The 16,491-nt window shown below is 73.4% G+C and carries 16 protein-coding genes; 6 read left to right on the forward strand and 10 right to left on the reverse strand.

What is annotated here, in order from left to right:
* Positions 1–54 precede the first annotated feature (54 nt).
* Positions 55–1,119, reverse strand: a complete 1,065-nt coding sequence (locus tag ACLQ2W_RS09735; RefSeq protein ID WP_425786143.1) for an alpha/beta fold hydrolase — start codon at positions 1,117–1,119, stop codon at positions 55–57.
* 181 nt (positions 1,120–1,300) lie between these two features.
* Positions 1,301–1,750 (reverse strand): FHA domain-containing protein, encoded by a 450-nt coding sequence (locus ACLQ2W_RS09740; RefSeq protein ID WP_425786144.1) that lies wholly within the window; start codon positions 1,748–1,750, stop codon positions 1,301–1,303.
* A gap of 240 nt (positions 1,751–1,990) precedes the next feature.
* Between ACLQ2W_RS09740 and ACLQ2W_RS09745 the strand changes: the two genes are divergently transcribed.
* Complete coding sequence (locus ACLQ2W_RS09745) at positions 1,991–3,493, forward strand: aldehyde dehydrogenase family protein (RefSeq protein ID WP_425786145.1); 1,503 nt, start codon at positions 1,991–1,993, stop codon at positions 3,491–3,493.
* Between the two features lie 50 nt (positions 3,494–3,543).
* Here the strand turns inward: ACLQ2W_RS09745 and nucS are convergent, their stop codons facing one another.
* Complete coding sequence (gene nucS / locus ACLQ2W_RS09750) at positions 3,544–4,203, reverse strand: endonuclease NucS (RefSeq protein WP_281937565.1); 660 nt, start codon at positions 4,201–4,203, stop codon at positions 3,544–3,546.
* A gap of 71 nt (positions 4,204–4,274) precedes the next feature.
* Here nucS and ACLQ2W_RS09755 point away from each other — a divergent pair, with 71 nt between their 5' ends.
* Positions 4,275–4,892, forward strand: coding sequence for a DUF4126 domain-containing protein (locus tag ACLQ2W_RS09755; protein ID WP_281937567.1), 618 nt, complete (start codon positions 4,275–4,277; stop codon positions 4,890–4,892).
* Between the two features lie 85 nt (positions 4,893–4,977).
* Here ACLQ2W_RS09755 and ACLQ2W_RS09760 read toward each other — a convergent pair whose 3' ends face one another.
* The 5 genes from ACLQ2W_RS09760 to ACLQ2W_RS09780 form a co-directional block, all read right to left on the reverse strand.
* A complete protein-coding gene (locus tag ACLQ2W_RS09760; RefSeq protein WP_281937569.1) occupies positions 4,978–5,274 on the reverse strand; it encodes a DUF1540 domain-containing protein in 297 nt (98 codons plus the stop codon).
* Positions 5,275–5,393: 119 nt separating this feature from the next.
* Positions 5,394–7,388, reverse strand: a complete 1,995-nt coding sequence (locus tag ACLQ2W_RS09765; protein WP_425786146.1) for a protein meaA — start codon at positions 7,386–7,388, stop codon at positions 5,394–5,396.
* A gap of 112 nt (positions 7,389–7,500) precedes the next feature.
* The gene (locus ACLQ2W_RS09770) at positions 7,501–9,654 is read right to left on the reverse strand and encodes an FtsX-like permease family protein (RefSeq protein WP_425786147.1); all 2,154 of its coding nucleotides are present in this window, start codon (positions 9,652–9,654) and stop codon (positions 7,501–7,503) included.
* Positions 9,651–10,331, reverse strand: coding sequence for an ABC transporter ATP-binding protein (locus ACLQ2W_RS09775; RefSeq protein ID WP_405090978.1), 681 nt, complete (start codon positions 10,329–10,331; stop codon positions 9,651–9,653). Before ACLQ2W_RS09775 ends, ACLQ2W_RS09770 begins: the two co-directional genes overlap by 4 nt.
* Positions 10,328–10,852 (reverse strand): PadR family transcriptional regulator, encoded by a 525-nt coding sequence (locus ACLQ2W_RS09780; RefSeq protein WP_281937576.1) that lies wholly within the window; start codon positions 10,850–10,852, stop codon positions 10,328–10,330. The genes ACLQ2W_RS09775 and ACLQ2W_RS09780 overlap by 4 nt, the downstream gene beginning before the upstream one ends.
* An 85-nt stretch (positions 10,853–10,937) precedes the next feature.
* Between ACLQ2W_RS09780 and ACLQ2W_RS09785 the strand changes: the two genes are divergently transcribed.
* The 3 genes from ACLQ2W_RS09785 to ACLQ2W_RS09795 all read left to right on the forward strand — a co-directional run bounded on the left by ACLQ2W_RS09785 (position 10,938) and on the right by ACLQ2W_RS09795 (position 13,517).
* Positions 10,938–11,783, forward strand: a complete 846-nt coding sequence (locus tag ACLQ2W_RS09785; protein ID WP_425786148.1) for an ABC transporter ATP-binding protein — start codon at positions 10,938–10,940, stop codon at positions 11,781–11,783.
* Positions 11,783–12,628 carry an ABC transporter permease gene (locus ACLQ2W_RS09790; protein WP_425786149.1) on the forward strand — a complete coding sequence of 282 codons (846 nt, stop codon included), beginning with the start codon at positions 11,783–11,785 and terminating at the stop codon, positions 12,626–12,628. The genes ACLQ2W_RS09785 and ACLQ2W_RS09790 overlap by 1 nt, the downstream gene beginning before the upstream one ends.
* Positions 12,629–12,707: 79 nt before the next feature.
* Entirely contained in the window at positions 12,708–13,517 is an 810-nt protein-coding gene (locus ACLQ2W_RS09795; RefSeq protein ID WP_425786150.1) for an alpha/beta hydrolase, read from the forward strand.
* 41 nt (positions 13,518–13,558) lie between these two features.
* On the opposite strand, the gene ACLQ2W_RS09800 is transcribed toward ACLQ2W_RS09795, so the two are convergent.
* Together ACLQ2W_RS09800 and murA are read right to left on the reverse strand one after the other, a co-directional pair.
* The gene (locus tag ACLQ2W_RS09800; RefSeq protein ID WP_425786151.1) at positions 13,559–14,407 is read right to left on the reverse strand and encodes a 3-hydroxyacyl-CoA dehydrogenase family protein; all 849 of its coding nucleotides are present in this window, start codon (positions 14,405–14,407) and stop codon (positions 13,559–13,561) included.
* A 66-nt stretch (positions 14,408–14,473) separates the two neighbouring features.
* Positions 14,474–15,904, reverse strand: coding sequence for a UDP-N-acetylglucosamine 1-carboxyvinyltransferase (gene murA, locus ACLQ2W_RS09805; RefSeq protein ID WP_425786152.1), 1,431 nt, complete (start codon positions 15,902–15,904; stop codon positions 14,474–14,476).
* Here murA and ACLQ2W_RS09810 point away from each other — a divergent pair.
* The gene (locus tag ACLQ2W_RS09810; RefSeq protein ID WP_425786153.1) at positions 15,903–16,475 is read left to right on the forward strand and encodes a cob(I)yrinic acid a,c-diamide adenosyltransferase; all 573 of its coding nucleotides are present in this window, start codon (positions 15,903–15,905) and stop codon (positions 16,473–16,475) included. The two genes, murA and ACLQ2W_RS09810, sit on opposite strands and share 2 nt — an antisense overlap.
* Positions 16,476–16,491 lie beyond the last annotated feature (16 nt).

The raw sequence follows: 16,491 nt of genomic DNA on the forward strand, positions 1-16,491 counted from the left end.
GTGTTGTCGAGACGCGGTGGGATATTTCACGCACCACGTCTCACGCGGGCGCGGTCACCCGGGCGCGGTCACCCCGGCGAGCGCCAGCAGCTCGGCGACGAACTCGGCGGGCCGTTCCAGGTGCGGGCTGTGCCCGCAGCCGGGCAGCGCCACCTCCCGGTACGACCCGCCGGCCGCCGCGTACCGGTCCAGCACCGCGCGGGTCTGCCCGACCATCGGCTGCGGCGGGCACCCCTCGGCGCCGGGCCAGCCGGGCACGATCCCGAGCTGACCGAGGTACGCCAGGTCGAACAGCGAGGTGTCCGAGACGATCACGTCGGCGTCGCCGCGTACCCAGGTCACCGGCGGCTTGACCGGCACGGCGACCAGCTCGTCGGCGAGCCGGAAGTGGGTCGGGGCCAACGCGTTGAGCACGCCGCGCCGCCCGGCGGCGGTCCCCGGCCAGTGGTCCGAGGCGGCCGCGGTGCCGGGATAGTTGTCGTCCCCGGTGGCGGTGGTCAGCATGCTCTCCAGCAGCAGGTCCTCGTGGTCGCCGAGCGACGCCGGGTCGGCCACGTACGCGGCGCGCAGCACGTTGCGCGGGCTGGTGGGGCCGTCGGCGCCCCGGTCACCGGCGGCGAGCCGGGCCACGAAGTCGGGGTTCGCGCCGCCCGCGCCGGTGCCGGCGAAGTCGGGCGTGGTGGGGGCGCCGTCGAGGTCCCGGGTGCCCCCGAAGCCGTACGGGGACACCGGCGCCGCCAGCAGCAGCCCGGCCACCCGTTCCGGCCGGTCGACGAGCAGCCGCATCGCCACGCCGCCGCCGAGCGAGTGCCCGACCACCACCGGCCGGGCGCCGGGTGCGAACAGCCCGGGGGCGTCGAGCAGGGCGGCCACGTCGTCGGCGAAGTCACCGACGCCGCGGGTGGCGTCGACCGGCGCGGTGTCGGTCTCGCCGTAGCCGCGCAGGTCGGGCGCGACCACCCGGAGCGTCGCCGGCAGTTCCGGCAGCAGCGGCTCCCAGAACGCCGACGACGAGACGTTGCCGTGCACCAGCAGCACCGGCACGCCGTCCGGGGACCCGGCCACCCGGACCGCCTGGGTGATGCCGTTGGCCTGGACCGTGTGCCGCGCGCTCCGCATCAGCGCATGCTGGCACACCGCCCGCCCGGAAGCCATGTGCCCGCCCCACACACCGCCGCCCCATCCGCGCGCCCTGTTTCCCGGAAAGTGCGGCTGTTCCGGCCGCGACAGCCACACTTTCCGTGAATTCGCGCGCACGGCGAACCCGCGCGTGCGTGCGTGAGTGCGGGCGGGCGGGCGGTCAGTGGGCGTCGGCGGGTTGCGCCTCGCGGGACTCGATCGACTGCCGGGGCGCCGGGACCGGCAGCGGCAGCGTGGGCCGCTGGTCGCGGCGGGGAGGCGTCCCGAAGGTCATCCCGACCGGGTCGGTCCGGGCCACGCCGGGATCGTAGAGGCGCAGGTCGGTGCGGCCGAGCCGGACCACGTCCCCGTCGGAGATCGGCACGCTGCCGGTGATCCGGGTGTCGTTGAGCCAGGTGCCGTTGGTCGAGCCGAGGTCGGTGAGCAGCACCCCCTCCACGGTGGCCTGGATGGTGGCGTGCCGTCGGCTCAGGTGCGGGTCGGCGAGCACGACGTCGGCGGTCGGCGCGCGGCCGATCACCTGCACGCCCCGGCCGACCCGGAAACTGAGCCCGCGCATCGCTCCGCCCGACACCGTCAGCAACGGCATCAACTCCGGATGCTCCTCCATGGACAGTCGACCTCCACCCCACATCGCCCCGCGGCGTCAGCCTGCCACCTCACCGTAGTGGCTCCCACCCCCGCGCGGTCACCCGCGCGACCCCGGCCGGTCACCTCCCGTTCGCCGTTCGGGTGGCCGCACCGGGCGCGTTCGGACATCACGTGTGTCGATGTGACGGGCATCGGTCCGGGCAGCGTAGCGGGCCTCCGCCACCTACCCATGAGTAATATTCGGGTCTAGACTTCGGCCATGACCGCAGTGCATCTCCCCGGAATCCCGCTCATCGAGGCCGGTCGACTGGTGTCGACCAGCCCGGCGACCGGCGCGGAGGCCGGGCGGCTCCCGGTGGCCACCGAGGCGGACGTGCGCGCCGCCGTCGACCGGGCCCGCCCGGCCGCCGAGTGGTGGGCCGGGCTCGGCTTCACCGGCCGGCGGGACCGGCTCCAGCGCTGGCGCGGCGTGCTCGCCCGGCGCATCGAGGAGCTGGCCGACCTGATGCACACCGAGGGCGGCAAGCCGGTCGGCGACGCCGTGGTGGAGATCCTCACCGCGCTGGAGCACGTCGACTGGGCGGCCCGTAACGCCCCGCGCGTGCTCGGCCCCCGCCGGGTCCGCTCCCGGCTGATCCTCGCCGAGTTCACCGGCCACCTGGAATACCAGCCGTACGGCGTGGTCGGCGTGATCGGTCCGTGGAACTACCCGGTCTTCACCCCGATCGGCTCGGCGGCGTACGCGCTGGCCGCCGGCAACGCGGTGGTGTTCAAGCCGAGCGAGTACACCCCGGCGGTGGGCCAGTGGCTGGTCGACCGGTTCGCCGAGGTGGTGCCGGAGCAGCCGGTGTTCCAGGCGGTGCACGGGCTCGGCGACGTCGGCGCGGCGCTGTGCCGTTCCGGCGTGGCGAAGGTGGCCTTCACCGGCTCGACGGCCACCGCGAAGAAGGTCATGGCGGCCTGCGCCGAGACGCTCACCCCGGTGCTGCTGGAGGCCGGCGGCAAGGACGCCATGATCGTCGACTCGGACGCCGACCTGGACGCCGCCGCCGAGGCGGCCGTCTGGGGCGGGCTGACCAACGCCGGCCAGACCTGCATCGGCATCGAGCGGGTCTACGCGGTCGACCAGGTCTTCGACGCGTTCGTCGACAAGGTGGTGGCGAAGGCTGGCCGGCTGACCGTGGGCGCCGACGGCACCGACCTCGGCCCGATCACGATGCCGGCCCAGATCGACGTGATCCGGCGGCACATCGACGACGCGGTCGCCCGGGGCGGCCGGGCGGTGCTCGGCGGCCCGGAGGCGGTCCAGCCGCCGTACGTGCACCCGACCGTGCTGGTCGACGTGCCGGAGGACTCCGCCGCCGTCCGCGAGGAGACGTTCGGGCCGACGCTGACCGTCAACCGGGTCCGCGACGTCGACGAGGCCGTCGAGCGCGCCAACGCGCTGCCGTACGGGCTCGGGGGTTCGGTCTTCGGCCGGGCGCGGGCGGTGGCCGTGGCGCGGCGGCTGCGCTCCGGGATGGCCTCGGTGAACTCGGCGCTGACCTTCGCCGGCATGTCCACGCTGCCGTTCGGCGGCACCGGCGAGTCCGGCTTCGGCCGGATCCACGGCGAGGACGGGCTGCGCGAGTTCGGCCGGCCCAAGGCGGTCACCCGCCGTCGGGCCCGCTCGCTGCTGCCGGCCATGACGTTCGAGCGCACCCCGGCCGACGTCGCCCGCCTGGTCAAGGTCGCCAAGCTGATGTACGGCCGCAAGCGCTGACCGCCCGGGCCGGGCGGTCACGGCTCAGCACAGCGTCAGCTCGTCGCGGCTCAGAACAGCGTCAGCTCGTCACGCTCGATGCCGCGCAGCTTGTCGTAGTCGACCACCACGCAGCGGATGCCGCGGTCGGCGGCGAGCACCCGGGCCTGCGGCTTGATCTCCTGCGCGGCGAACACGCCGGTGACCGGCGCGAGCAGCGGGTCCCGGTTCATCAGCTCCAGGTAGCGGGTGAGCTGCTCCACCCCGTCGATCTCGCCGCGCCGCTTCACCTCGACCGCGACCGCGCCGGCGTCGGCGTCCCGACAGAGCAGGTCGACCGGGCCGATCGCGGTCATGTACTCCCGCCGGACCAGCGTGTAGCCCTCGCCCAGGGTGCCCGGGTTGGCGGCGAGCAACTCCTGGAGGTGCGCCTCCACGCCGTCCTTGCGCAGCCCGGGGTCGACGCCCAGCGCGTACGAGGTGTCCTGGAAGATCTCCTCCAGTGTGATGCGCAGCTCCTCGCCGGCCTTGTTGACCACCCGCCAGACGCCGGGCGCCTCCTCCAGCCGGCACGGCGGGCTCATCCAGTTCAACGGCTTGTAGGCCCGGTCGTCCGCGTGGATCGACACCGAGCCGTCCGCCTTGACCATGAGCAGCCGCGTGGCCGGCGGCAGGTGCGCCGAGAGCCGTCCGACATAGTCCACCGAGCACTTCGCAATGACCAACCGCACCCGACGAGGGTAGCCGAGCCCTCGACCGACGCCGACGAGCGCCACTGGCGCACCGGTGCCATTCTGAAATCGTGCTCGAAGTCCTCACCGGTTCCGGTCTCGCCGCCTCGGCGGGCCTGAACGCCTACATCCCGCTGATGCTGATGGGCCTGCTGGCCCGCTACACCGACCTGATCGAGCTGCCGAGCGGCTGGCAGTGGCTCGGCAACGGCTGGGTGCTGGCGATCCTCGCCGTCCTGCTGGCGGTCGAGACGGTGGCCGACAAGGTGCCCGTAGTCGACCACGTCAACGACATGGTGCAGACCGTGGTCCGGCCGACCGCCGGCGGTCTGGCCTTCGGCGCCGGGTCCGGCTCGGAGACGGTCACGGTCAGCGACCCGGACACGTTCTTCTCCACCCACCAGTGGGTGCCGGTGGTGGTGGGCGTGCTGATCGCGCTCGGCGTGCACCTGCTCAAGGCCGCCGCCCGGCCGGTCGTCAACGCCACCACGGCCGGTTTCGGCGCACCGGTGGCCAGCACCGCCGAGGACGCGACGAGCGTGGTCATGTCGGTGGTGGCGATCCTGCTGCCGGTGCTGGTGCTGGTGTTCGCGGTCGGCCTGGTGGTCTTCGTGGTCTGGTTGTTCCGCCGCCGGAAGGACCGTCGCCGGGAACGCGCGGCGGCGCGGGCCGCCGGCTTCCGCGTCTGACCGCGCCGCCGGCCTCCGCGTCCGACCGCTGACTTCCGCGTCCGACCGCGCGCCGCCGGCTTCCGCGTCCGAGCGCGCCGGTCGCTCAGCGGCTGCGGTAGGTCATGCAGTCGGCCATGTCGTTGTCCGGGCCGACGGTGATGGCGGGGGCGTGGCACTCCAGGTCGGAGTTGTGCTGGCAGTCGGCGCGGGAGCAGGCGCCGACCTGCGCGACGAGCTGGTCGATGCCGCCGCGCACCGGCAGTTCCACGAACGTGTGGCAGTGCGCGTGGTCGCTGCTGCCGATCGTGATGGCGAACGCGTGGCAGTCGTTCGTGTGGTTGTAGGCGCAGGATCGGACGGCGCACTCCTGGACCCGGGGCATCTCCATCGACGCGGTCATCTTTCCGCCCTTCCGTGGGTGTCTTGCCCCACTTTAGGACTTTCACCGCTTTGGCGGGCCGGATCCGGCGTTAGGCGGGGGCCCCGCCTCTACCAAAGGCGTTAAGCGGGGGCCCCGCCTTACATCCGCTCGCGGATGACGGTGACCAGCTCGTCGATGATGCCGGTGAGCGCGAAGTCCTTCGGCGTGAACACCCGGGCCACGCCGGCGGCCCGCAGCGTCTCCGCGTCGGCGGGCGGGATGATGCCGCCCACCACCACCGGCAGGTCGCCCCGGCCGGCCGCGCGCAGCCCGTCCAGCACCGCCGGCACGGCGGCCAGGTGCGAACCGGAGAGCACGGAGAGCCCGACCAGGTCGACGTCCTCCTCCACCGCGGCGGCCACGATCTGCCCGGCGGTCAACCGGATGCCCTGGTAGATCACCTCGAAGCCGGCGTCGCGGGCGCGTACCGCGATCTGCTCCGCGCCGTTGGAGTGCCCGTCCAGCCCCGGCTTGCCGACCAGCAGCCGCAGCCGGCCGGTGCCCAGCTCCCGCGCGGTGGCGGCGACCCGCTCCCGGACCGCCGCGAGGTTCGCGTCGCCGCCGGCCCCGGCCGCGCCGGTCAGCCCGGTCGGCGCGCGGTACTCGCCGAACACCTGGCGCAGCGCGCCGGCCCACTCCCCGGTGGTCACCCCGGCGGCCACGCAGGCCAGCGTCGCCGGCATCAGGTTCACGGTGGTCGCGGCGTCCGCGCGCAGGCGCGCCAGCGCGGCGTCGACCGCCGCCGCGTCCCGGCCGGCCCGCCATTCGCGTACGCCGGCCGCGGCAGCCGCCTCGACCGCCGGGTCCACCTGCTCGATCGCCTCGGCGCCGGCCGCGGTCAGCGGGGACGGCTCGGTCTCGGTGAACCGGTTGACGCCGATCACCACGTCGGTGCCGACCTCCATCCGCCGGCGCCGGTCGGCCAGCGAGGCGACCAGCGCGCTCTTGAGGTAGCCGGACTCCACGGCGGTCACCACGCCGCCCATCTCCAGCACCTTGTCCAGCTCGACCCGGGCGCCGGTGACGATGTCGTCGACGAGCGCGGTCATCACGTGCGAGCCGTCGAACAGGTCGGGATATTCGAGCAGGTCCGACTCGTACGCCAACACCTGCTGCATGCGCAGCGACCACTGCTGGTCCCACGGGCGGGGCAGGCCGAGCGCCTCGTTCCAGGCGGGAAGCTGCACGGCGCGGGCCCGGGCGTCCCGGGACAGCGTGACGCCGAGCATCTCCAGCACGATGCGCTGGATGTTGTTCTCCGGCTGCGCCTCGGTCAGGCCCAGCGAGTTGACCTGCACGCCGTAGCGGAACCGGCGCTGCTTCGCCTCCGTCACGCCGTAGCGGTCGCGGGTGATCTCGTCCCAGAGCGCGCCGAACGCGCGCATCTTGGCGATCTCCTCGACGAAGCGCACGCCGGCGTTGACGAAGAAGGAGATCCGCTGCACCACGTCGCCCATCCGCTCGGCCGGCACCTGGCCGGAGTCGCGCACGGTGTCCAGCACGGCGACCGCGGTGGCGAGCGCGAAGCCGACCTCCTGCACCGGCGTCGCGCCGGCCTCCTGGAGGTGGTACGAGCAGATGTTGACCGGGTTCCACCGCGGCATCTCGCGCAGCGTGTACGCGATGACGTCGGCGGTCAGCCGCAGCGAGGCGGCCGGCGGGAAGATGTACGTCCCCCGGGAGAGGTACTCCTTGATGATGTCGTTCTGCGTGGTGCCGGCGCAGCGGCGCAGCTCGGCGCCCTGCTCGACGGCGGCCGTGCCGTAGAGCGCGAGCATCCACATCGCCGGCGCGTTGATGGTCATCGAGGTGTTCATCTCGGCCAGCGGGATGCCCTCGACGAGCGTGCGCATGTCGCCGAGGTGGGCCACCGGCACGCCGACCCGACCCACCTCGCCGGCGGCCAGCTCGTGGTCGGGGTCGTAGCCGGTCTGGGTGGGCAGGTCGAACGCGACCGACAGCCCGGTCTGCCCCTTCGCCAGGTTGCGGCGGTAGAGCGCGTTGGAGGCCGCGGCGGAGGAGTGCCCGGCGTACGTGCGCATCACCCACGGGCGGTCCCGCTCCGGCAGGCGTCCCGGCATCGCGTCGTCCATGGCCGGAGTCTAAGTTACCGTTCAGTAAAATCGGCTGTGCAAAACCACACAGTTGGATGTCCGCGCCGGTGGGTCGGCCGGGCCCGCACATGTGGCCGACCCACCGGGCGGGTCACTCGCTGCGGGCGGTCTGCGGGCCGGTGACGCGTTCCAGCAGTGGCAGCGTGGCGGCGATGACGGCCAGGCAGCCGAGCAACCCGACGGCCACCACGGCGACGAAGCCGACCCCGGGCAGGCGCAGGTCGTAGTGCATCTGCGCGCGTAGGAACAGGTGCGCGGCGATCAGGCCCATCCCGACCGCGACCGCGGCGACGGTCAGCATCGGCACCACGCTCTCCAGCGCCACCACCCGGCGCAGCAGCCGCACCGGCGCGCCGGTGAGCCGCAGCAGGCTGAACGGCCGCTTCCGTTCGCTGAGGCCGGCCGCCACACCGACCGCCAGGCTGCATCCGGCGAGCACGAGGCTGGCCACCACGACCACGTCGGCCAACCGCTGCCAGCCCCGCATCGTGTTGGTGAAGTCGGACTCGAAGTCACCTGGCACGTTCGGGGCCACCGCGAAGGCGGGGATCGCGCGTTCGATGACCGTCCGGGCCCGCTCGACCGCGATCGGGCCGTCCGCGTCGACCGCCACGGAGTCCGCCGGCAGCCCGGGGAGGACGGCCGGGTCGACGGTGGACGCCGGCCAGATCCGGTCCGCCGAGGCGGACGCCCGCCAGGGGATCAGGCCCGACGCCACCTCGGCGACGGTCACCCCGTCGGCGCACCGCCCGTAGGCGGGTGGGATGTCCGCGCAGGCGATGACGCCGAACTCGTGGCCGAGGGCGCGCACCGGGTTCTGCCGGACGACCACCGGGTCCCGCACGCCGGGGACCGCGGCCAGGTCGGCCAGCAGCGTGGTGGGCACCGGCGCGTCGTCCCCCAGATAGAAGGAGAGCCGACCGGCCTCCAGCGAACCCCGGGGGGCCGGGCCGCGCTCGGCCGCGATCGTCCCCATGATGCCGACCGCCACGGTCGTCACGAAGAGCGCGAGCATCACGCCGCTGACCGCCCGGAACCCGGCCGCCGGGTTGTCGGCGAGCCGACGGGCGGCGATCAGCGCCGCCGGCCGGCTGGCCCGGGCCGCCATCGCCCGCGCCCCCACCATGGTCAACCAGGGACCACCGGCGATCAGCCCGATCATGATCAGGAGCAGCGCGGGCAGGAAGAGCGCGGTCTGGCCGTCCGCGGTGCCGGGCCGGTAGAGCAACGCGAAGCCCAGCCCGGCGAAACCGAGCACGAGCGGGATCAAGCGGTACGCCCGCGGCGGCCTCGGCGTCACCCGCCGGGTGACGCCGAGCGGGGAGATCCGCACCCGGCGCAGGGCGACCCGGGCGGCGACCGCCGCGCCCGCCGGCACCCCGAGCGCCACCAGCAGGACGTCCGGCACGCCGAGGGCGAGGTCGTCGGGGAAGTACGGCATGCCGGTGAACGGGATCCCGGCGAGCTGCGGGCGGAACGCGAGGAACAGCGCGAAGCCGACCGCGACACCGACGGCCGCGGCGAGCGTGGCTTCCCCGGCCGCGACCACCGAGATCTGTCGTGGGGTGGCCCCGACCAGGCGCATCGCGGCGAAGCGTTGCTCCCGGCGGGCGGCGCCGAGCCGGGTCGCGGTGCCGATGAAGATGAGCACGGGGAAGAGCAGCCCGCCGGCCACCACGCCGAGGATGAGGTCGATCGCGGTCTCCGGCAGCGGCGCCTCGTTGCCGGCCACCCGGGTGACCTCCCGGACCCCGACCAACGCGCCCACCTGGTCCGGGGTGCCGCCGACGAGGATGAGCAGGGCGTCCGGCGAGGTGAGCGCCGCCGGACCGATGAGGCCGACGTCGCGGCCCGGGTAGCGGTCGGCGAGCTGGTCGGCCGGGGTGGTGGCAAGCAGTTTCCGCATCGCCGGGGAGGCGTACCACTCGCCGGGTCCGGGGGGCCGGGGCACCCCGACCGGGGTGGGCACGGTCGGCCCGGTGGCGGCGACGTCGACGCGGAGGATCTGCGCGCCGTGGAAGTAGTCGTACCGGGTCGACCAGAGCAGCGGATCGGTGGTTCCGCCCGCCGTCTCCTGCGGGTACATCGCGGCGTACCGGCCGAGCTGGGTGTTGGTGGCGTGCACGCCGGCCACGGTGGTGAGCAGCAGTCCGGTGCCGATCGCGACGGCGGCGGCGATGACCACCAGCCGGACGAGCGCCTCCCGACCACCCGCGACGGCGAGCCGGAGCGCGAGGGAGATCACGAGCCGACCCGCGCCGGAGCGTTGATCCGCCCGTCCCGCACCACGACCTCGCGGTCGGCGTACGCGGCGACGCGCGGCTCGTGGGTGACCAGGATGACTGTGGTGCCCTGTTCCCGGGCGGTGTCGACGAGCAGGGCCATCACCTCCTCGCCGGTGAGCGAGTCGAGCGCGCCGGTGGGCTCGTCGGCGAAGAGCACCTGCGGGCGGGCGACCAGGCCCCGGGCCAGCGCGACCCGCTGCGCCTGCCCGCCGGACAGCTCACCGGAGCGGCGGTGCTCCAGGCCGGCCAGCCCGAGCCGGTCGAACCAGCCGTGCGCGGCCCGCAGCGCCGGCGCGCGGCGGACCCCGCCGAGCAGCAGCGGCAACGCGACGTTCTCCGCGGCGGTCAGTTCGGGGACGAGCTGGCCGAACTGGAAGACGAACCCGAAGCGGTCCCGGCGCAGCGCGCTCCGGTCGGCCTCGCCGAGCGTGTCGATCCGGTTGCCGTCGAAGTGAACCTCGCCGGAGTCGGGCGGCAGGATGCCGGCCAGGCAGTGCAGCAGCGTCGACTTGCCGGAGCCGCTGGGCCCCATCACGGCGACGACCTCACCGGCCTCCACGGCCAGGCTCGCGCCGCGCAGGGCGGGGGTCTCGCCGAACGCGAACGTGACGTCGCGCGCCTCGATCGTCACGGTCATCGCCGGACCTCCTTCCGCAGCGCGTCGAGTCGGGCGCCGGTCGCCTCGATCCATCGCAGGTCCGCCTCCAGGTGGTAGAGGCCATGGTCGGCGAGCATCACGTCGACCAGCCCACCGTTCCGCTTGACCTCGGTCAGCTCGCGCATCCGGTGCAGGTGGGCGGCGCGCTGGGTGTCCAGGTACGCCTCGGCCGGACGATCAAGCATCAGCGCGAGCACGACCTTGGCGAACAGCACGGTCTGCAGGTGGGGTTCCGGTTCCACCGGCTCGGTCAGCCAGTGCTCCACCTCGGTGGCGCCCCGGTCGGTGATGACGTAGCGCTTGCGGTCCGGCCCGGCACCGGGGGCGACGTCGCTGACCATCACCTTGCCGTCCCGGGCCAGCCGGCTCAGCGTCGAGTAGACCTGCCCGTACGGCAGCGGTTTGCCGCGTCCGAAGAACGTGTCGTAGTCGCGTTTCAGGTCGTAGCCATGGCTCGGTTCGCGTTCGAGCAGGCCGAGCAGGGTCAGGGGAACGGTCATGCGGCGATACTACACCGAGTGTATACCTCGCGTACATAGCTCACCCCGGGACCGGGCCGGGGGCCGCAGGACGCACACTTGAGTCATGGACCAGCAGCTCGCGATCTCCGTACGGGGACTGCGCAAGACGTACGGCGACAACGTCGCGGTGGCCGGGGTGGACCTGGACGTCCACCGGGGCGAGGTGTTCGCCCTGCTCGGCCCGAACGGCGCGGGCAAGACCACCACTGTCGAGATCCTGGAGGGCTACCGGCACCGCGACGCCGGCGAGGTGCGGGTGCTCGGGGTCGACCCGGCCCACGCCGACGCCGACTGGCGCGCCCGGGTCGGGATCGTGCTCCAGGGGACCGGCGAGTTCGACGAGCTGACCGTGGGTGAGGTGGTCCGGCACTTCTCCGGCTTCTACCCGGACGCCGACGACCCGGCCAAGGTGGTCGAACGCGTCGGGCTGGGCGCCAAGGCGAAGGCGCGCACGCACACGCTCTCCGGCGGCCAGAAGCGCCGCCTGGACGTGGCGCTGGGCATCATCGGCCGCCCCGAGCTGCTCTTCCTCGACGAGCCGACCACCGGTTTCGACCCGGAGGCCCGGCGCGAGTTCTGGGACCTGATCCGGGACCTGGCCGCCGCCGGCACCACCATCGTGCTCACCACCCACTACCTGGACGAGGCCGAGGCGCTCGCCGACCGGGTCGGCGTGATCGCGGCCGGCCGGGTGGTGGAGGTCGCGCCGCCGAACATGCTGGGCAACCGCCAGGAGTCGCTGGCGACCGTCTCCTGGCGTAACCCGGACGGGACGCCCGGGTCGGCGCAGACCGCGACGCCGACGGCGCTGGTGTACGACCTGGCCGCGCGCTTCGGCGGCGAGGTGCCCGGCCTCACCGTGACCCGGCCGACCCTGGAAGACGTCTACCTGCGGATGATCGGACACTGATGACCACCACGACGAAGCCGACGGCCCCGGTCGCCGCCGCACCGGCCCGGCGGACCGGCGCGGGTGCGCTGGCGCTGCGCCAGGGCCGGCTGGAGATCACCCAGTTCCTGCGCAGCCGGGAGTCCGTCGTGTTCACGATGGGCTTCCCGATCATCATGATCCTGATCTTCGCGGCGATCTTCAGCGACGAGATCGCCCCGGGCGTCAGCTACACGCAGTACTTCATCACCGGCATGATCGCGACCGGCCTGATGACGGTGAGCTTCCAGAACCTCGGCATCTGGATCCCGATCGAGCGGGACCGGGGCGTGCTCAAGCGCTACCGGGGCACGCCGATGCCGAAGTGGGTCTGGTTCGCCGGCAAGGTGATCATGGTGGTGGTGATCGGTGTCGCCGAGACCGCGCTGCTGCTCGCCGTCTCGGTGGCGTTGTTCGACCTGGACCTGCCGCAGACCGCCGCCAAGTGGCTCACGTTCGGCTGGGTCGCCGTGCTCGGTGTCACCGCCTGCACGCTCTGCGGCATCGCCATCTCGTCGCTGGCCCGTACCGCCCGCAGCGGCTCGGCCGTGGTCACCCCGGTCGCGCTGGTCCTCCAGTTCATCTCCGGCGTGTTCTTCGTCTTCACCAGCCTGCCCACCTGGATGCAGCAGGTCGCGGCGATCTTCCCGCTGAAGTGGATGTGCCAGGGCCTGCGTTCGGTCTTCCTCCCGGACAGCTTCGGCGCCCAGGAGCCGGGCGGCTCGTTCGAGCTGGGCACGGTCGCGCTGGTGCTCGGCGCGTGGTGCGTGATCGGCCTGGTCCTCTGCCTGACCACGTTCCGCTGGACCACCCGCCGCGACGGCTGAGGTGTAAGGAGGGGCCCCTTCTTAACGCCTGGCGTATAGGAAGGGGCCCCGCCTAACACGAGGTGGCACACTCGCCGGCATGGCACGCACGTTGAGCCGGCGGGCACTCCTCACCGCCGGGGGCGGGATCGCCGGCGTCGGGCTGGTCGGCGGGCTCGCCGCCCGGCAGCTCGCCGAGCCCCGCCCCGGGCCCGGACCCGCCGTGCCGGACGCCTCCGCCGGCGACGAACGGCTGATCCGCATCGCCTCCGCCGCGCGCGGCCGGGAGGTGGACTTCTGGACCGCCGTCCCGGACGGCTACGGCGACGGCCGCGGCCTGCCCGTCTGCCTGGTCCTGCACGGCGCCTCGGCCACCCCGCGCGACTACGGCCGGTTCGGGCTGGCCCGTTTCCTCACCGACGCGGTACGCCGCGGCGCCCCGCCGTTCGCGCTCGCCGGCGCCACCGGCGGCCGACTCTCCTGGCGCCCCTCGGGCCGCGACGACCCGCAGCGGATGGTGCGCGAGGAGGTGCCCGCCTGGTGCGCCCGGCGCGGCTTCGACAGCAGCCGGCTGGCCGTCTGGGGCTGGTCGATGGGGGGCTTCGGGGCGCTGCTGCTCGCCGAGACGTACCCGGACTGGGCGCGGATGGTCGCGGCCTTCTCGCCGGCGGTCAGCCGCGGCGACGCGGTCTTCACCGGCGTGGAGAGGTTGCGTGGCACACCGGTCGGGCTCTGGTGCGGCCGGCAGGACAACTTCCTGAAGGACGTCCGCGCACTGGCCCGGGTGCTGCCCGAACGCCCGGTACGCGCGTCCTGGGCCGACGGGCGGCACAACTTCGGCTACTGGGGCACCGTCATCCCGGACGCGTTCGCGCTGCTCGGCGCCGCGCTCACCCCGCCCCGGCCGTGAGCCGCCCCCGACCGTCACGGGCCGGGGGCGGTCCGCACGACTCAGTACGGGTAGAAACCCTGGCCGGACTTGCGGCCCAGGTCACCGGCGGTGGCCATGCGCTGGAGCAGCTCCGGCGGGAAGAACTTCTCGTCCGCCGTGTCGGTGTAGATGTTGCGGGTGGCGTTGAGCAGCACGTCCACGCCGGTCAGGTCGATCGTGGCCAGCGGGCCCATGGCGTGCCCGAAGCCCAGCTTGCAGGCGGTGTCCAGATCCTCGGCGGAGATCACGCCGGACTCCACCAGCCTGACCGCCTCCATCGCCAGCGCGCAGACCAGCCGGGTGGTGACGAAACCGGCGATGTCCCGGTTGACCACCACGACGGTCTTGCCGATCTCCTCGGCGAACGACCGGGCGGTGTCCATGGTCGCGTCGGCGGTCTTGTAGCCCCGGACCAGCTCGCAGAGCTTCATCATCGGCACCGGCGAGAAGAAGTGGGTGCCGACCACCGACTCCGGACGCTGCGTGGCGGTGGCGATCTGGGTGACCGGGATGGCCGAGGTGTTGGTGGCCAGCACCGCGTCCGCCTTGCAGATCTTGTCCAGCGCGCGGAACACCTCGTGCTTGATCTCGATCTTCTCGAAGACCGCCTCGACCACGATGTCCGCGTCGGCCGCCGCCTCCAGCTCGGTGGTCGGGGTGATCCGGGCCAGCGTCGCCTCGACGTCGGACGCCTCGATCTTGCCCTTCTCGGCGAACTTCGCCAGCGACTTCCGGATGCCGTCGACGCCCCGCTTCGTGGCCGCGTCGTCGACGTCGCGCAGCGTCACCTGCCAGCCCGCCTGCGCCGCCACCTGGGCGATGCCCGAGCCCATCAGCCCGGCACCGACGACCGCGAGTCGACCCGCCATCTGCTTCTCCCTCGCCCGTTTCCTACAACGTCTGGGAGAACCCTACTTAACGAGGGATAAGGACCGTCAGATGGCCAGGTCCGGCTCCTCCGGCGCGGTGCCCCGCTCCACCTCGACGCCGAGCGCCCGCAGGTCCGCCACGAAGTCCGGGTAGCCCCGGTCGACGTGGTGCACGTGCGAGACCTCGGTAAGCCCGTCCGCGCACAGCCCGGCGATGATCAGGCCGGCACCGGCCCGGATGTCGGTGGCCCGAACCGGGGCGCCGGAGAGCCGCTCCCGGCCGCAGACCAGGGCGTGGTGACCGTCGGTGCGGATCTCCGCGCCGAGCCGCATCATCTCGTTGGCGAACATGAACCGGCCGTCGAAGATGTTTTCCGTGATCAGGGAGCCGCCGTGGCTCACCGCGGCCAGCCCGATCGCCATCGGCAGCAGGTCGGTGGCGAAGCCCGGGTAGGGCAGCGTGACCACGTCCACCGCCGCCGGCCGGTCGTCCATCCGGACCCGGAACGCGTCGCCGCGTGTCTCCACCAGGCCGCCGGCCGAGACCAGCTTGTCCAGCGCGACCTCCAGGTAGGCCGGGTCGAGGCCGGTCACGGTGACGTCGCCGCGGGTCATCGCGGCGGCGAACGCCCAGGTGCCGGCCACGATCCGGTCCCCCACCGTGGCGTGCCGCACCGGGCGCAGGTCGGGCACGCCGACGATCTGCACCGTCGAGGAACCGGCGCCGGAGATCCGGGCGCCCATCCGGTTCAGCATGGTGCAGATGTCGACGATCTCCGGCTCCCGGGCCGCGTTGTCGATCGTCGTGGTGCCCCGGGCCAGCACCGCCGCCATCACCAGGTTCTCGGTGGCACCCACGCTCGGGAAGTCCAGCACGATGTCCGCGCCGTGCAGCCCGTCGGGCGCCTCGGCGATGACGAAGCCGTGCTCACCGGAGATGTCCGCGCCCATCCGGGCCAACCCGGCGATGTGCATGTCCAGGCCGCGCGAGCCGATCGCGTCGCCGCCGGGGTGGGCCACCCGGACGTGCCCGCGCCGCGCCAGCAGCGGGCCGAGCACGCAGATCGACGCGCGCAGCCGGCGGACCAGGTCGTAGTCGGCCTCCGCGCCCGGCCGCTCCGGCACGTCGATGACGACCGAGCGGGACCGCTCCTTGCCGCCGCCGGCGACCATCGGGTCGACCGGGTCGTCGGGGCCGAAGCGTACGCCGCAGCCGAGCCGGCGCAGCACCTCACCCATGATCGCGATGTCGGTGATCCGGGGCACGTTGGTGATCACGCTGCGGCCGGGCGCGAGCAGCGCGGCGGCCATCAGCTTCAACGCCGAGTTCTTCGCGCCCACCACGTGCACGGTGCCGGCCAGCCGGGCGTCCCCGCGTACCCGGATGACGTCGACGTCGCTGACCGCCGGGTCGCCGGCGTCGCCCGGCCCCACCGCGGTCGGCCGGTCGGGCCGTACCGGGATGGTCAGGTCAGGTATCCGTAGGCTGTGCGTCATGGCCGTCCACCTCACGCGCATCTACACCAAGGCCGGCGACGCCGGCATGACCAGGCTGAGCAACAACGAGCAGGTGCCGAAGACCGATCCGCGGATCGCCGCGTACGCGGACGTCGACGAGTGCAACGCCTCGATCGGCGTCGCGCTCGCCCTGGGGCAGCTCCCGGACGAGCTGCGCGGGGTGCTGGAGTCCGTGCAGAACGACATGTTCGACGTCGGCGCGGACCTGGCGACGCCGGTCGAGCCGGACCCGGCGTACCCGCCGCTGCGGGTCACCGAGGAGTACGTCGAGCGCCTCGAGGGCTGGTGCGACGAGTTCAACGCGCGCCTGGGCAAGCTCGACTCCTTCATCCTCCCCGGCGGCACCGCGGGCGCGGCGCTGCTGCACGTGGCACGGACGACCGCCCGGCGCGCCGAGCGTGCGGCATGGGCGTTGGTCGCGCACGACCCCGATCGGACCAGCACGCTCCCGGCAAAGTATCTCAACCGGCTCTCCGATCTGCTCTTTATCCTGTCAAGAACGGCAAATCCGGGCGGCGACGTGCTATGGGTGCCGGGCGGGAAGCGCTGACCGTCAGCGGGCCGCA

The sequence above is a fragment of the Micromonospora sp. DT227 genome (assembly GCF_049841835.1).
In the GTDB taxonomy this organism is placed as follows: Bacteria; Actinomycetota; Actinomycetes; order Mycobacteriales; family Micromonosporaceae; genus Micromonospora.

Coding starts and splice junctions, on each gene's coding strand:
- ACLQ2W_RS09735 (WP_425786143.1), bottom strand. CDS start 1,119: ATGCGGAGCGCGCGGCACACGGTCCAGGCCAACGGCATCACCCAGGCG.
- ACLQ2W_RS09740 (WP_425786144.1), bottom strand. CDS start 1,750: ATGGAGGAGCATCCGGAGTTGATGCCGTTGCTGACGGTGTCGGGCGGA.
- ACLQ2W_RS09745 (WP_425786145.1), top strand. CDS start 1,991: ATGACCGCAGTGCATCTCCCCGGAATCCCGCTCATCGAGGCCGGTCGA.
- ACLQ2W_RS09760 (WP_281937569.1), bottom strand. CDS start 5,274: ATGACCGCGTCGATGGAGATGCCCCGGGTCCAGGAGTGCGCCGTCCGA.
- ACLQ2W_RS09765 (WP_425786146.1), bottom strand. CDS start 7,388: ATGGACGACGCGATGCCGGGACGCCTGCCGGAGCGGGACCGCCCGTGG.
- ACLQ2W_RS09775 (WP_405090978.1), bottom strand. CDS start 10,331: ATGACCGTGACGATCGAGGCGCGCGACGTCACGTTCGCGTTCGGCGAG.
- ACLQ2W_RS09780 (WP_281937576.1), bottom strand. CDS start 10,852: ATGACCGTTCCCCTGACCCTGCTCGGCCTGCTCGAACGCGAACCGAGC.
- ACLQ2W_RS09785 (WP_425786148.1), top strand. CDS start 10,938: ATGGACCAGCAGCTCGCGATCTCCGTACGGGGACTGCGCAAGACGTAC.
- ACLQ2W_RS09790 (WP_425786149.1), top strand. CDS start 11,783: ATGACCACCACGACGAAGCCGACGGCCCCGGTCGCCGCCGCACCGGCC.
- ACLQ2W_RS09795 (WP_425786150.1), top strand. CDS start 12,708: ATGGCACGCACGTTGAGCCGGCGGGCACTCCTCACCGCCGGGGGCGGG.
- ACLQ2W_RS09800 (WP_425786151.1), bottom strand. CDS start 14,407: ATGGCGGGTCGACTCGCGGTCGTCGGTGCCGGGCTGATGGGCTCGGGC.
- ACLQ2W_RS09810 (WP_425786153.1), top strand. CDS start 15,903: ATGGCCGTCCACCTCACGCGCATCTACACCAAGGCCGGCGACGCCGGC.
- murA (WP_425786152.1), bottom strand. CDS start 15,904: ATGACGCACAGCCTACGGATACCTGACCTGACCATCCCGGTACGGCCC.